This is a genomic window from Chitinophaga costaii, assembly GCF_900094705.1.
GTDB lineage: Bacteria > Bacteroidota > Bacteroidia > Chitinophagales > Chitinophagaceae > Chitinophaga > Chitinophaga costaii.
In genome coordinates this window covers 629,957-645,140 of the sequence record NZ_FMAR01000001.1, presented here as the reverse complement: position 1 = coordinate 645,140, position 15,184 = coordinate 629,957, and the positions used below count along the sequence as shown (strand labels likewise).

Below are 15,184 nucleotides of genomic sequence, written 5' to 3'. Positions count from 1 at the left end.
ACAGCTAACTTCGAATATGTCTCTAAAAAAAGCCCAAACAAGCGAAAGAGTAAATTTTGGAAAGATCAAACAAATTACTGAGACACCGGATCTGTTGGCTATCCAAATCCAATCTTTCAAGGATTTCTTCCAATTAGAAACCACTCCTGATAAGCGAAATAACGAAGGCCTTTTTAAAGTATTCAAAGAGAACTTCCCGATTACGGATACCCGCAATATCTTTAACCTGGAGTTCCTGGACTACTTTGTAGATCCTCCGCGTTATACTATTGATGAGTGTATTGAGCGTGGGTTAACGTATTCAGTACCACTGAAAGCGAAACTGCGTCTCAGTTGTAATGATGAAGAGCACGTTGACTTCCAGACCATTGTACAGGATGTATTCCTTGGAAATATTCCTTACATGACCCCCCGTGGTACGTTTGTGATCAATGGTGCTGAGCGTGTCGTGGTATCTCAGTTGCATCGTTCGCCAGGTGTGTTCTTCGGACAGTCGGTTCATCCCAACGGTACGAAGATCTATTCTGCGAGAGTAATCCCCTTTAAGGGCGCATGGATGGAGTTTGCAACCGACATCAACAACGTGATGTATGCTTACATCGACCGTAAGAAAAAATTCCCGGTAACCACCCTGTTGCGTTCCATTGGATACGAAACAGATAAAGACATTCTCCAGCTTTTCGGCATGGCGGATGAGGTGAAAGCCGATCGTAAAAATCTCGAAAAATATACCGGCAAAAAGCTGGCTGCCCGCGTACTCCGCAGCTGGGTAGAAGATTTCGTAGATGAAGACACCGGTGAAGTCGTGTCTATCGAGCGTAATGAAGTAATCCTGGAACGCGATAGCATCCTGGATCAGACTAATATTGACCTCGTGCTGGACATGGATGTTAAGAGTGTGTTTGTGCAGAAAGAAGAAGTGAGCGGTGATTACTCCATCATCTACAACACCTTAAATAAAGATACTTCTAACTCCGAGCTGGAAGCCGTTCAGCACATCTACCGCCAACTGCGCGGTGCCGATGCGCCGGATGACGAAACCGCCCGTGGTATTATCGATAAACTGTTCTTCTCCGATAAGCGTTATGACCTCGGGGATGTAGGCCGTTACAAGATCAATCGCAAGTTGAATCTGCCTACTCCTTTGGACATGAAGGTGCTTACGAAGGACGACATTATTTCCATCATCAAATACCTGGTACAACTGACCAACGGTAAGGCAGAAATCGATGATATCGATCACTTGTCTAACCGCCGGGTACGTACTGTGGGTGAACAACTGTATGCGCAATTTGGTGTAGGGCTGGCCCGTATGGCCCGTACTATCCGTGAAAGAATGAATGTGCGCGACAACGAAGTATTTACGCCTGTAGACCTGATCAATGCGAGAACATTAAGCTCCGTGATCAACTCATTCTTCGGTACTTCGCAGTTGTCTCAGTTTTTGGATCAAACCAACCCGTTGTCTGAGATCACGCACAAGCGTCGTATTTCCGCGCTGGGCCCCGGTGGTCTGAGCCGCGAACGCGCTGGTTTTGAGGTGCGTGACGTACACTATTCTCACTATGGCCGTCTTTGTACGATTGAAACACCGGAAGGTCCGAACATCGGGCTGATCTCTACCTTGTGCGTACACGCCAAGATTAATGAGATGGGCTTCATCGAAACGCCTTATCGCAAAGTGAAGGATGGTAAGGTAGACATGCAGCATGTGAAATTCCTGAGCGCTGAAGAAGAAGACAGCGTGAAGATTGCACAGGCCAATGCAGAACTAGATGATAAAGGTCATTTCATTTCCGATAAAATTAAATCGCGTGAAACCGGCGACTTCCCGATCCTGGATAAAGACGACGTAGAATACATGGATGTGGCGCCTAACCAGATTGTAGGGTTAAGTGCATCCCTGATTCCGTTCCTGGAACATGATGATGCCAACCGTGCGCTGATGGGATCAAACATGCAGCGCCAGGCGGTGCCGCTTATTAACCCGCAGGTGCCTATTGTTGGTACTGGTTTGGAAGGTAAGGCAGCCCGCGACAGCCGTTTGCAGATCACTTCAGAAGGTAAGGGTGTGGTTGAATTTGTAGATGCTAATGAAATTCATGTGCGTTATGAACGCGATGAAATGCAAAAGCTGGTGAGCTTCGAAGATGATCTGATCATTTACAAACTGACCAAATTCGTTAAGACCAATCAGAGTACCTGTATCAACCTGCGCCCTGCTGTTAAGAAAGGCCAGCGTTTGGTAGAAGGTGACTTCCTGACCGAAGGATATGCCACCCGTGGTGGTGAACTGGCCCTGGGTCGTAACATGAAAGTGGCTTTCATGCCATGGAAAGGTTACAACTTTGAGGATGCCATCGTTATCTCCGAAAGGGTAGCCCGTGAAGATCTGTTCACCTCTATCCATATCGATGAGTATGAACTGGAAGTACGCGATACCAAACTGGGTGAAGAAGAACTGACGCCAGATATTCCGAACGTGAGTGAAGAAGCCACCAAAGACCTTGATCAAAACGGTATCATCCGGGTGGGCGCCCACATTAAAGAAGGCGACATCCTGATAGGTAAGATCACCCCCCGTGGTGAGTCTGACCCTTCTCCGGAAGAAAAGCTCCTCCGGGCTATTTTCGGCGACAAGGCTTCTGATGCGAAGGATGCGTCTTTGAAGGCCCCCCCTAGCACAGAAGGTGTGGTGATCGACAAAAAATTGTTCTCCCGCGCCAAAAAAGATAAGAATTCCAAGACCCGTGAAAAAGCGGCGATTGAGAAGCTGGAAAAGATTCACCAGAAGAATGAAGAAGACTTGCTGGAAGTGCTGATGAGTAAGTTGCTGACGCTGCTGAAGGAAAAAACATCCTCTGGTATTACCAACACTTATGGAGAAGTACTGATTTCCAAAGGTTCTAAGTTCTCTCAGAAGAATCTGGGCAATATTGACTTCCAGAACGTAAACCCGCTGAACTGGACCACCGACGAAGTAGTGAACGACCAGATTAATGTTCTGTTGCACAATTATAACATTAAGTACAACGAAGAACTGGGCCGTTACAAACGGGAGAAATTTAATATCTCCATCGGTGATGAACTGCCAGCTGGCGTACTGAAACTGGCTAAGGTATACCTGGCCAGCAAACGTAAGCTGAAAGTGGGTGATAAAATGGCGGGCCGCCATGGTAACAAGGGTATCGTAGCCAAGATTGTGCGGGATGAAGACTTGCCGTTCCTGGAAGATGGTACTCCGGTAGACATCGTACTGAACCCGCTGGGCGTACCTTCCCGTATGAACCTGGGCCAGATTTACGAAACCGTACTTGGCTGGGCTGGTCTGAAACTGGGTGTTAAATTTGCTACCCCTATCTTCGACGGTGCTACTACCGAAGAGATTGCGGATTACGTAGACCAGGCAGGGCTGCCTAAATTTGGCCATACTTACCTCTACGATGGTGAAACCGGCGAACGTTTCCACCAGAAAGCTACCGTGGGTGTTATCTACATGCTTAAATTAAGCCACATGGTAGATGACAAGATGCACGCCCGTTCTATCGGGCCCTACTCCCTCATTACGCAGCAGCCGCTGGGTGGTAAGGCGCAGTTTGGTGGACAGCGTTTTGGTGAAATGGAAGTGTGGGCCCTGGAAGCCTATGGTGCAGCCAATATCCTGCAGGAACTACTGACCATCAAATCTGATGATATCGTTGGCCGTGCCAAAGCATACGAATCTATCGTGAAAGGCGATAACATTCCGAAAGCGGGCGTACCGGAATCCTTCAACGTACTGATCCACGAATTACGTGGATTGGGCCTGGATCTGAAGTTCGATTAATTGCAATAAGCCATCAGCCCAAGCTGCAAGCCGCAAGGAAACGAAAGTTCTTGCTGCTTGTGGCTTGCCGGCTATAGACTCTCCTTGAATTTTCTTTAAATAACTCATACATGGCCATTAAGAAAGAAAATCGTCCCAAATCAAATTTTAGCAGCATTACCATTAGCCTTGCCTCCCCGGATACCATCCTGGAGCGCTCCTATGGTGAGGTGCTGAAGCCTGAAACCATCAACTACCGTACTTACAAGCCGGAGCGTGATGGATTGTTCTGCGAAAGGATATTCGGGCCGGTGAAAGATTACGAATGCTATTGCGGAAAGTACAAACGTATCCGTTATAAAGGCATCGTATGCGACCGTTGTGGTGTGGAAGTGACCGAGAAGAAAGTGCGTCGCGAAAGAATGGGCCATATCCGCCTGGTGGTGCCTGTGGTGCACATCTGGTACTTTAAATCCCTGCCTAATAAAATTGGTTACCTGCTGGGTATGTCTTCCAAGAAATTGGAGACCATCGTTTACTACGAACGTTATGTGGTAATCCAGCCGGGCGCTAAGCAGGAAAAAGGTTTGAACTATGGTGATCTGCTCACTGAAGAAGAATATCTTGATATTTTAGATACGCTGCCAAAAGATAACCAACTGCTGCCGGATGAAGATCCGAACAAGTTCATCGCCAAGATGGGTGCGGAAGCGGTGGAAATGATGCTGGCACGTATTGAACTGGATAGCTTGTCTTACCAATTGCGTAACCAGGCCGCTACCGAAACCAGCCAGCAACGTAAAGCGGAAGCGCTGAAACGGCTGAGCGTGGTAGAAGCATTCCGCGAAGCCAATGGCCGCGTGGACAACCGTCCGGAATGGATGGTGATGCAGTATATCCCGGTGGTACCGCCAGAGTTGCGTCCCCTCGTTCCGCTGGACGGTGGCCGTTTTGCATCGTCCGATCTGAACGATCTGTATCGCCGCGTAATTATCCGTAATAACCGCCTGAAACGCCTGATTGAGATCAAGGCGCCGGAAGTGATCCTGCGTAACGAAAAACGTATGTTGCAGGAAGCCGTGGATTCCCTGTTCGACAACTCCCGCAAATCTAATGCGGTGAAAGCCGAAGGAGGCCGTGCGCTGAAATCACTTTCTGACGTACTGAAAGGTAAACAAGGCCGTTTCCGTCAGAACCTGCTCGGTAAACGTGTAGACTACTCCGGTCGTTCCGTTATCGTGGTAGGCCCTGAGCTGAAACTGCATGAGTGCGGCCTGCCGAAAGATATGGCTGCGGAACTGTTCAAACCGTTCATTATCCGCAAGCTCATTGAAAGAGGTATTGTAAAAACTGTAAAATCGGCCAAGAAGCTGGTAGACCGTAAAGAAGCTGTGGTGTGGGACATCCTGGAAAATGTACTGAAAGGACATCCGGTGATGCTAAACCGTGCGCCTACGCTGCACCGCCTGTCTATCCAGGCTTTCCAGCCTAAACTGGTGGAAGGAAAAGCCATTCAGCTGCATCCGCTGGTATGTTCTGCGTTCAACGCCGACTTTGACGGTGACCAGATGGCGGTACACGTGCCATTGAGCAATGCTGCTGTGCTGGAAGCACAATTGCTGATGCTGTCTTCTCACAACATCCTAAACCCGCAGAATGGTACGCCGATCACCCTGCCTTCACAGGACATGGTACTCGGTCTGTATTACATCACCAAAGGTAAAAAGACCATTGGTAATGAAATTGTACGCGGCGAGGGCAAAGCATTTTATTCTGCAGAAGAAGTAATCATTGCTTATAACGAAGATCGTATAGACCTGCACGCACACATCCGGGTGAAAGCCTCTGTGCGGAAGGATGATGATACCGGTCTCGAAATTAAACTGATTGAAACGACCGTAGGCCGTGTGATCTTTAACCAGCATGTTCCCAAGGAAGCTGGGTATGTAAATGCCTTGCTGACGAAGAAATCACTGCGGGAAATTATTGGTGACATCATCAAATACACCGATATCCCGAAAACAGCGAAGTTCCTGGACGACATTAAACAACTCGGTTTCCGTATGGCATTCCGTGGTGGTCTGTCTTTTAACATCAATGACCTGATCATTCCTGAAGTAAAACAGCAGATGATTGATGGCGCTGCCGGTGAAGTGGATGAAGTGTGGGACAACTATAACATGGGGTTGATCACCAACAACGAACGTTACAACCAGATCATTGACATATGGTCGCGTGTGGATACCAAAGTGACCGAAACCCTCATTCGCGAGTTGGCTACCGATAAACAAGGCTTCAACTCTGTGTACATGATGCTGGATTCCGGTGCGCGTGGTTCCAAACAGCAGATCAAGCAGTTGGCTGGTTTGAGAGGGTTGATGGCCAAGCCGCGTAAGAGTGGCTCTACTGGCTCTGAGATCATTGAAAACCCTATCCTGTCTAACTTTAAGGATGGTCTGAACGTATTGGAATACTTCATCTCTACGCACGGTGCCCGTAAGGGTCTGGCGGATACGGCACTGAAAACGGCGGATGCAGGTTATCTGACCCGTCGTCTGGTGGACGTTGCACAGGATGTGGTAATAACTGAAGAAGACTGTGGTACGCTGCGTGGCATAGCCACCACCGCCCTGAAGGACAACGAAGAAGTGGTAGAACCACTGTACGACCGTATCCTGGGCCGTACTTCCCTGCACGATGTATTTGACCCGATCACAGAAGAACTCCTGGTTTCAGGTGGTCAGCAGATCAACGAAGACATTGCGCATAAAATAGAAAACAGTGCGATCGAATCTGTAGAGATCCGTTCTGTACTGACCTGCGAAAGCCGTCGGGGTGTTTGCGTAAGATGTTATGGTAAAAACCTTGCTACCGGTTACACCGCGCAGCGTGGCGACGCCGTAGGGATCATCGCAGCACAGTCTATCGGTGAACCAGGTACACAGTTGACCCTGCGTACCTTCCACGTAGGTGGTGTGGCTGGTTCTACTTCAGTAGAATCTATAATGCCTGCCAAATTCGATGGTACCGTACAGTTTGATGGTCTGCGTACCACGACTTACGAAAACAATGATGGTGAAAAAGTACAGGTGGTTATAGGCCGTACGGGTGAGCTTCGTATCATGGATGTAAAGAACGACCGTTTGCTGATCACTAACAACATTCCTTATGGATCTACCCTGCTGGTAAAAGACGGGCAGAAAGTAGCCAAAGGTGATCCGATCTGCAACTGGGATCCGTATAACGCCGTTATCGTATCTGAGATCGCGGGTAGTATCCGTTTCGACAGCATCATTGAAGGTATTACTTACCGCGAAGAGGCAGACGAACAGACTGGTCACCGTGAGAAAGTGGTAATTGAAACCAAAGACAAGAATAAAATTCCGTCTGTTTTTGTAGATGGTAATAAAGAGGTTAAATCTTACAACTTACCAGTAGGTTCTCACATCGTAGTACCCGAAGGGGAAGCAGTGAAGGCCGGCCAGGTAATCGTGAAGATTCCACGTGTACTCGGCAAATTGCGCGATATCACGGGTGGTCTGCCGCGCGTAACCGAGCTGTTTGAAGCCCGTAACCCTAGCAACCCTGCTATTGTTTCTGAAATAGATGGTGTGGTAGCATTTGGTAATATCAAACGTGGTAACCGTGAGATCATCATTGAAAGCCGTGAGCAGCAGGTTAAAAAATACCTGGTGCCATTGAGCCGCCACATCCTGGTACAAGATGGTGACTTCGTGAAGGCTGGTACGCCGTTGTCTGACGGTTCTACCACCCCTGCAGATATCCTCTCCATTAAAGGTCCGTTTGCCGTACAGGAATACCTGGTGAACGAAATACAGGAAGTGTATCGCTTACAGGGTGTGAAGATCAATGATAAGCATATTGAAGTGATCGTACGCCAGATGATGCGTAAAGTAAGCATAGAAGATCCTGGAGATACTAAGTTCCTGGAAGGTGATACCGTTGATAAATTTGAATTCCTGGAAGAAAACGATAACATCTTCGATAAGAAGGTGGTAACGGAAGCTGGCGAAAGCGCTATGCTGAAACCCGGTCAGATCGTGACGCTGCGCCAGGTGCGCGAAGAGAACAGCCAATTGCGCCGTGCAGATAAGGCCCTGGTAGAATACCGCGATGCGGAGGCTGCCACATCCAGCCCGCTGCTGCAAGGTATTACCAAAGCCTCTTTGGGTACGCATAGCTGGATTTCCGCTGCATCGTTCCAGGAAACAACCAAGGTATTGTCTTCTGCCGCCATTAACGGTAAGATAGATGATATGCTGGGCCTGAAGGAGAATGTGATCACCGGTCACCTGATCCCGGCCGGTACAGGTCTGCGGGAGTTCGAGAATATGATCGTAGGTTCGAAAGAAGAGTACGACATCCTCGCTTCTTCCAAGGAAGTATTCCAGTTTGACGAAGAGGAATAGTGCTGAAAATAGTTTTAAGCAAAAAGCCCTGCCTGGTAAACCGGCGGGGCTTTTCGCTTTCAGGAGGTACTTCCTGCTGCCTTGCGGGCGATCGTTTACCAATAGCCTTGCCGGAAGTGTTTTTACCACCAGATCGCGGGAAAAATAAGGTGGTGATGCCGGAAGAATAATTGGCGGGTTAATTGACCCGCGTATTTTCCATATTAACGCTTTACATTTGGAACCTGAAACGCATACAGACATGAAGCCGCTCCTGTATATTTTGTTGATCGCCGCCATTGCTGTCGTTTACACGGCCTGCAAGGACGACAAAGACATCATTCCTCAAACCCATGGCCGCGTGATGGTCTTTAATTCCGTGCCAGCCAATGCGGGTTATCCTGCCTTCAACGTGTTTTTAGACAGCACACAAATTGCTAATCACCTGGTGACCGGTGATACTTCGGTATTTTCTGTGTTTCGCGCACAACTCTATACGGTAGGCATCATTAACGCTTCCACGAATGCAACGGTGAGTGCCGGTGAGCTGACTATCCGGAATAACCACAGCTTTTCATTTTATCTTGTGTATGATACTTTGCCGGCAGAAAATCAGCCCAATATCACGGCGTTGGCTACGGACGACGACCTTACGCCGCCCGTGGAGCAGAATAGCAAGGTGCGGGTGATAGACCTGAGCAGTACAATTGACGGGGCAACCACCCTGCGGCAGCCCATGACGGTGATGATGGATGCCGATTCTGTGCTGCTGTACAATGGAATGGTATTTCCCCAGGTGGGTGATTTCCGGACCATACAGCCGGGTACCCATAAATTTTATTTCCGGTTGCTCAGCGATTCTGCTTATATGCGCCGGGATAGCATTACCTTAAAAATGGATTCTACCCATATTTACACGATCTATACATCCGGTAGTTTGCTGCGCGCCGATCAGTTTAAGGTTTTTAGCTACCGGCATTGGAAATAGGAGGTGGTGATGATACGCGTTAAAAGAAAACTAAATTCTTATGATACGGCGCTGGCAGGGGTTATTTTATCATAATAAACACTATTTTAGCCCGTCAAATTAAAACACCTGTATCTGCAGGATGCTATAATCCAACTGTAAACATGTACACTTTGCAAAACTTTGTGAAAAAAGGAATGCTGGCATTATTCGTTGCCGGTAGTATGACTGCTTGTAAAAACCAAGGCACCAACACCACTACTTCTGCAGCGGGTGCCGCTGCTCCTGCTACTGCGACTACCGCTGCCAGTAATTTCAAAATTGCTTACGTGGATCTCGATTCGCTGGAAGCGCATTTCGATTATTTCATTCAGCGAAAAAAAGAACTGGAGAAGAAGCAGGAAGCCATGGACAATGAGCTGAAAGCCAATGCCACCGCCTTGCAGAATGAAGCTGCCCAATACCAACAGAAGGCCAATACCATGACACAGAGCGAAGTGGAATCTATTCAGCGTGCCTTGTACACTAAACAGCAGGAGTTGGAGCAGAAACGGCAGGCCATGTCGCAGCAATATGCTGCCCAAGAATCGCAATTCAATGATGAACTGCAAAAGAAACTGGACATTTTCCTGAAGACTTACAATGCAGATAAGCGCTATTCTTATATCTTTTCTTACCGTGCCGGCGCCAGCAACATTTTGTATCACGATGAGTCTTACGACATCACTGCGGATGTGATTAAGGGTATGAACACCAAATAATCAAGTAGCAAAAGCCCATAAAAATATTTATCTTAAAGTCCCGGTTCTAACACAACCGGGATTTTTTATACCTACCCACTGCTATAAGGCGAACCAAACCATTCACATTAAACCACCTGCATGCGTATCAACCAAAATGAGCAAAATACCTTTAAACCCTCGCTGGGTTTACTCGATGCCACCATGATTGTGGCGGGGTCTATGATTGGATCGGGCATCTTTTTAGTGTCGGGGGAGATTGCCCGCGAAGTAGGATCGGCGGGGTGGCTCACGCTGATGTGGGTATTGGCTGGCGTGGTGACGCTGATCGCGGCGCTGAGCTACGGCGAACTATCGGCCATGTTTCCCAAGGCTGGTGGCCAGTATGTATACCTGCGGGAGGCTTATAATCCTTTCATTGCCTTTTTATTTGGCTGGACCCAGTTTGGCGTTATCCAAACCGGCACCATTGCGGCAGTGGCGGTGGCATTCGCCAAATATACAGCTTACCTGATACCTGCTGTGGGTACGGATAACATTCTTTTTAGTATAGTGGGGGTGAATATTTCAGCGGCGCAGGTGCTGGCCATTGTATCCATAATTGTGCTTACCTACATTAATACCCGGGGGGTGCAGAGCGGCAAGATCATACAAACCGTTTTTACCCTGGCCAAATTGCTTTCCTTATTTGGGCTTATCGTGTTTGGTTTTTTACTGGGCGCTCACAAAAACATTTGGGATGCTAACTGGGCCCATGCGTGGATACCTCAGCACATTGCTACTAAAGACGCCATTCCCAAGCCGCTGGACTCGCCCATTCTCTTATCTGGTATGGCATTGCTGGGGGCTATTGCTATTTCCATGAAAGGCTCTTTATTTTCCAGCGATGCCTGGAACAATGTAACCTTCATTGCCGGAGAGATCAAGGATCCACAGAAAAATATTGGACGGTCTTTGTTTCTCGGCACCTTTATCGTGACGGTCATTTATGTGAGTGCCAACCTGATGTACCTGGCGGTAATTCCCTTTCATGACCTGGCCTTTACGCCAGACGACCGCATTGGGGTGGTAGCGGCTATCAACACCTTTGGCAGTGTGGGGGCTATCATTATTGCGGTGATGATCATGGTATCCACCTTTGGCTGCAACAATGGGCTTATTTTATCGGGCGCCCGCATTTATTATGGGATGGCCCAAGACGGCTTGTTTTTCAAAAAGGCCGGTACTCTAAACAAGAACAGCGTACCTGCGTATGCGTTGTGGATACAATGTTTTTGGGCCAGTTTCCTGTGTCTGACCGGGCGTTACGGCGATCTGCTATCAATGGTGATCTTCGGGGTACTCATATTTTATATCCTGACCATCGCCGGTATTTTTGTGCTGCGCCGCACCCGCCCGGAGTTGCCGCGTCCTTACAAGGCTTTTGGATACCCGGTACTGCCGGCCTTGTACATCGTGGTGGCGGCGGTACTGGCTTTGTTGCTACTGCGGTTCGAATCTAATTATACCGTGCCGGGGCTGGGCATTATATTGCTGGGCATTCCTTTGTATTACCTGGCAAAGCGGAAGGCGTAATAAGTTGTTTATATGCAAGGCCGTCTTATGAAAACAGGCGGCTTTTTGAGATGTCGTTACCCAATATGCCTGGTGGATGGTTCTCTACCAGACTTATCCAATTTAGTGAAAAATGCCAACTGCTGTATTTTTGACAACCAGATCGGCTACATTGCATACATAATCATCAACAAGACATATTTATTGTTTTAACCTGGTAGTCATTAAGTCCCATTTATCTATTGGTTGCAGTGGAAGGTATGAGAGAAACTGGAAAGATAAGCGAACGTTAGCCTTTGGAAAGATCCCCTGGGAAAAACACGTTAAGAAATTTCATTTTAAATTCATTGATTAAATTATTGTTATCGCCATTTTCTAAATACCGTATTTATTTCATCATTACTTATGTCAACTTTTGAAACAAAGGCATTTTGCCCTTGTAAACTTATTGTAGCGGACCTGGCTGGTTTCCTATTAGCCATTAAGCAACACGATTTGCATTCTCGAACATTCACATGACAATCTTTTACAATAAGCGCATTGTTTCTACGATGCGCTTTTTTGTTTATTTAACTACTTTTGCTGCATGTTTACAACCGTTTGTCAGCAGGTATTCAGCAAGAGCATTACCGATTATCATGTAAAGGATGATGTGTATACCCACCTCCAGAATCCTTATGAAAAGGCCAGCATTGAGCATTTACTGTATGCTAAGAACTGGATTGATACGGTGCAGTGGCACCTGGAAGACATTATCCGCGATCCGAATATAGATCCGGTGGAAGCATTAAAAATTAAACGCTGGATAGATCGCTCTAACCAGGAGCGCACGGATATGGTAGAGTATATAGATAGTTATTTCCTGGAACAATATAAGGGTGTTACGCCTGCGGCGAATGCTACGATTAATACCGAAAGTCCTGCCTGGGCAGTAGACCGCCTGTCTATCCTGGCGTTAAAAATTTATCACATGGAGGAGGAAGCGCAGCGTTCCGATGCCACTGCTGCGCACCGTGCCGCCTGCCAGCAAAAGCTGGAGGTGCTGCTTACCCAGCGCGCCGATCTGTGTGGGGCAATAGAGGCGCTACTGGCGGACATTGCAGCCGGCACTAAATACATGAAAGTGTATAAGCAAATGAAGATGTACAACGATCCTTCCCTGAATCCGGTGTTGTATGCAGGCAACAAATAAACCATTTACCTTACTGGCCATTCGCCTCTCTGCCCTGGGAGACGCCGCCATGACCATTCCCGTGATCCGGGAAATGCTGGCGGCCAATCCTCAACTGGAGATCGTGCTGGTTACTAACCAGCGCTGGCTGGCCCTGGGGGAAGGCATATCGCGCCTGCACCTGGTGGGGGCAGACGTTAAAGGGCGGCACAAAGGTGTGCCTGGCTTGTTTCGTTTGTTCCGCGAAATACGCCAGGCATACCGCATTCACGCTGTGGCCGATTTGCATGGGGTGTTGCGGGCGCGTATCCTGCGCACTTTTTTTGCGTTGAGTGGCAAAAAGATCGCGGTGATAGACAAGGGGAGGGCAGGAAAAAAGGCGCTTACGCGACCGGACCATAAAATATTTCAACCGCAAAAAACCACGGTGCAGCGTTATCGCGACGTGTTTGCCCAACTGGGGGTGGGAGGTATAACGGTATCGCCTATACGAAATTCTTCGCTTGCTGCCTCCATGTTGCAGGTAACAGGCAGCAAGGAGCCGGGCCAGCGCTGGGTAGGCATTGCTCCTTTTGCCACATACCGGGAAAAAATGTATCCGCTGGCAAAGATGGAGGCGGTGATGAATGTGTTATCTACCGACGCGAATACCCGGGTATTTCTTTTTGGTGGTGGCCCCGGCGAGATTCAGCAATTGGCGGCCCTGGCGGAAGATAATCCCAACACGGTGTGTGTGGCGGGTAAGTTTAGTTTGTCGGAGGAGCTTGCCATGATGGAGCAATTGGATGTAATGGTGAGTATGGATTCGGCAAATATGCACCTGGCGTCCCTGCGGGGCACGGCGGTGGTGTCTGTATGGGGTGCTACCCACCCGTACGCGGGTTTTATGGGTTATGGGCAGCCAGCGGCCAACGCGGTGCAGATAAGCCTGGCATGCAGGCCCTGCTCTGTATTTGGTAACAAGCCCTGTTACCGGGGAGATCATGCCTGTATGGAGTGGCTGGAGCCGATGCAGGTGGTAGAACGGGTGAGAGCGGTACTGCTCGAATCCTGACTATTTTGCGGAAAAACAGGTAGGAGCTGAAAGTTTTTTTTGTGAAGTGTAGAATTTTTATAATTTTGCCATCCCAATCAATAAGATGTCCCATAGTATAATGGCAGTACGTCAGATTTTGGTTCTGATTGTCTTGGTTCGAATCCAGGTGGGACAACTAAATTAGAAAGTGAACCTTTTTTAATTTTTTCCAACTTATTTTTAATGAGTTGCGATGAATTAAAAAAGGTTCTTTTTTGTTTTGAACTTTTGCTGGTGTTTTTTTTCTAAATGTTTTCATTTTTTTTATGATCGTTGCACTACCGCTATGGCATAAACTTTACTTGTCTGTACCTGGGATGAAGTGAAAAAAAGCCTGCATTTTATCTACATGGCTGGTTGACTTTATTCCTGCACCCTTATAATCTGCCGTCGTTGGTGTTACGATAGGAAAAATAGGCTGCTGTATTTGAAGGTTTATTATAAAGCTCCCATCACTATTTAAATGTAAGACTATTGGGAATTGTTTGATGAGGAGCGCATACGCTCTTATGCCACGGGGAGAAGTTGTTAATTGATGTTACAGGCTTATTCATATGCGCCACTTAATAAATAGCCAGCAAATAGGTCTATAGCCTTACTATCTTAGCCCAAAATGTAATGCTATGCATATACCCCGTTCCTATATTACCTTGTTGGTATTCCTTTTCTTATCGGTAGCCTGCAAAAAAAGCAGTTCTAAAAATAATTCCTGTAGAGTATCTGTAACGTATGATACATTAAAAGATGGTAATAATGTTTATATCACTACCGCTAAATATAGCTATGACAGCGATGGGCGGCTGATTCTTAGGGATGAAGGAACAAGGTATTACATTTATTCCTACAAAGATAGTTTCATTTACGTAACTCCGAATGACGTGCATTTGGATTATGCTTATGATACCACTATTCTTAATAGCAAGAAATGGGTTGTACAAACGAAAGTACTTTTCAAAGACCGCCAGTATTATATCCTGAATAAGTATTACTATAATGCTGCGGGAGAACTACAGTATAAGATCCAAACACTAGGATCTTATGCGGGGCAAATCTTTTCTATAGATACTACAACTTATAAATTCGTTGATGGAGATTGTGTTAGTAGTAAATTCAACTCAGGTTATACCATATATTATACCTATTATACCGATAAATATGCCACGGACGCAGAACCGCTGAGGCACAGTGATATATCCAATTATGGGGCTGTCATTATTCGAAATAAGCATTTGTTTCGTTCCAGAAGTGACGGAAATTTTACTTCTCAATACACTTACACTTTTGATGATAGGGGCCTTATTCAGTCTGATGTTTGTACGTATACGAATAGTGTTGAAAAAACCAGTATGGAATACGATTGTTCCCGACTTAATTAAGTTTATGCATGTGGATCATTCGCGATAAAGCGCCTTCCTACACCTGCATGAACTTTGGAGGTTCATGCAGGTGTGGAGCATATTTTA

At 47.2% G+C, this 15,184-nt stretch carries 8 protein-coding genes and 1 tRNA gene; all 9 read left to right on the top strand.

Annotated elements, in window-relative coordinates; genetic code table 11:
* The first annotated feature begins 16 nt into the window (after positions 1–16).
* The 9 genes from rpoB to GA0116948_RS02310 all read left to right on the top strand — a co-directional run bounded on the left by rpoB (position 17) and on the right by GA0116948_RS02310 (position 15,097).
* The gene (rpoB, locus tag GA0116948_RS02350; RefSeq protein WP_089708603.1) at positions 17–3,826 is read left to right on the top strand and encodes a DNA-directed RNA polymerase subunit beta; all 3,810 of its coding nucleotides are present in this window, start codon (positions 17–19) and stop codon (positions 3,824–3,826) included.
* A 110-nt stretch (positions 3,827–3,936) separates the two neighbouring features.
* On the top strand, positions 3,937–8,235 hold the full coding sequence (gene rpoC / locus GA0116948_RS02345; RefSeq protein ID WP_089708602.1) for a DNA-directed RNA polymerase subunit beta': 4,299 nt from the start codon (positions 3,937–3,939) through the stop codon (positions 8,233–8,235).
* 241 nt (positions 8,236–8,476) lie between these two features.
* Positions 8,477–9,202, top strand: a complete 726-nt coding sequence (locus GA0116948_RS02340; protein ID WP_089708601.1) for a DUF4397 domain-containing protein — start codon at positions 8,477–8,479, stop codon at positions 9,200–9,202.
* A 143-nt stretch (positions 9,203–9,345) separates the two neighbouring features.
* Complete coding sequence (locus GA0116948_RS02335; RefSeq protein ID WP_089708600.1) at positions 9,346–9,942, top strand: OmpH family outer membrane protein; 597 nt, start codon at positions 9,346–9,348, stop codon at positions 9,940–9,942.
* Positions 9,943–10,062: 120 nt separating this feature from the next.
* Complete coding sequence (locus tag GA0116948_RS02330; protein WP_170876063.1) at positions 10,063–11,496, top strand: APC family permease; 1,434 nt, start codon at positions 10,063–10,065, stop codon at positions 11,494–11,496.
* Between the two features lie 565 nt (positions 11,497–12,061).
* Positions 12,062–12,667, top strand: coding sequence for a DUF4254 domain-containing protein (locus tag GA0116948_RS02325; protein WP_089708599.1), 606 nt, complete (start codon positions 12,062–12,064; stop codon positions 12,665–12,667).
* Positions 12,651–13,700 (top strand): glycosyltransferase family 9 protein, encoded by a 1,050-nt coding sequence (locus GA0116948_RS02320; protein WP_089708598.1) that lies wholly within the window; start codon positions 12,651–12,653, stop codon positions 13,698–13,700. The genes GA0116948_RS02325 and GA0116948_RS02320 overlap by 17 nt, the downstream gene beginning before the upstream one ends.
* An 86-nt stretch (positions 13,701–13,786) precedes the next feature.
* Positions 13,787–13,857, top strand: a tRNA-Gln gene (locus GA0116948_RS02315).
* 487 nt (positions 13,858–14,344) lie between these two features.
* Complete coding sequence (locus tag GA0116948_RS02310) at positions 14,345–15,097, top strand: hypothetical protein (protein WP_089708597.1); 753 nt, start codon at positions 14,345–14,347, stop codon at positions 15,095–15,097.
* Positions 15,098–15,184: the final 87 nt, after the last annotated feature.

Coding starts and splice junctions, on each gene's coding strand:
- GA0116948_RS02330 (WP_170876063.1), top strand. CDS start 10,063: ATGCGTATCAACCAAAATGAGCAAAATACCTTTAAACCCTCGCTGGGT.
- rpoB (WP_089708603.1), top strand. CDS start 17: ATGTCTCTAAAAAAAGCCCAAACAAGCGAAAGAGTAAATTTTGGAAAG.
- GA0116948_RS02335 (WP_089708600.1), top strand. CDS start 9,346: ATGTACACTTTGCAAAACTTTGTGAAAAAAGGAATGCTGGCATTATTC.
- GA0116948_RS02340 (WP_089708601.1), top strand. CDS start 8,477: ATGAAGCCGCTCCTGTATATTTTGTTGATCGCCGCCATTGCTGTCGTT.
- rpoC (WP_089708602.1), top strand. CDS start 3,937: ATGGCCATTAAGAAAGAAAATCGTCCCAAATCAAATTTTAGCAGCATT.
- GA0116948_RS02320 (WP_089708598.1), top strand. CDS start 12,651: ATGCAGGCAACAAATAAACCATTTACCTTACTGGCCATTCGCCTCTCT.
- GA0116948_RS02310 (WP_089708597.1), top strand. CDS start 14,345: ATGCATATACCCCGTTCCTATATTACCTTGTTGGTATTCCTTTTCTTA.
- GA0116948_RS02325 (WP_089708599.1), top strand. CDS start 12,062: ATGTTTACAACCGTTTGTCAGCAGGTATTCAGCAAGAGCATTACCGAT.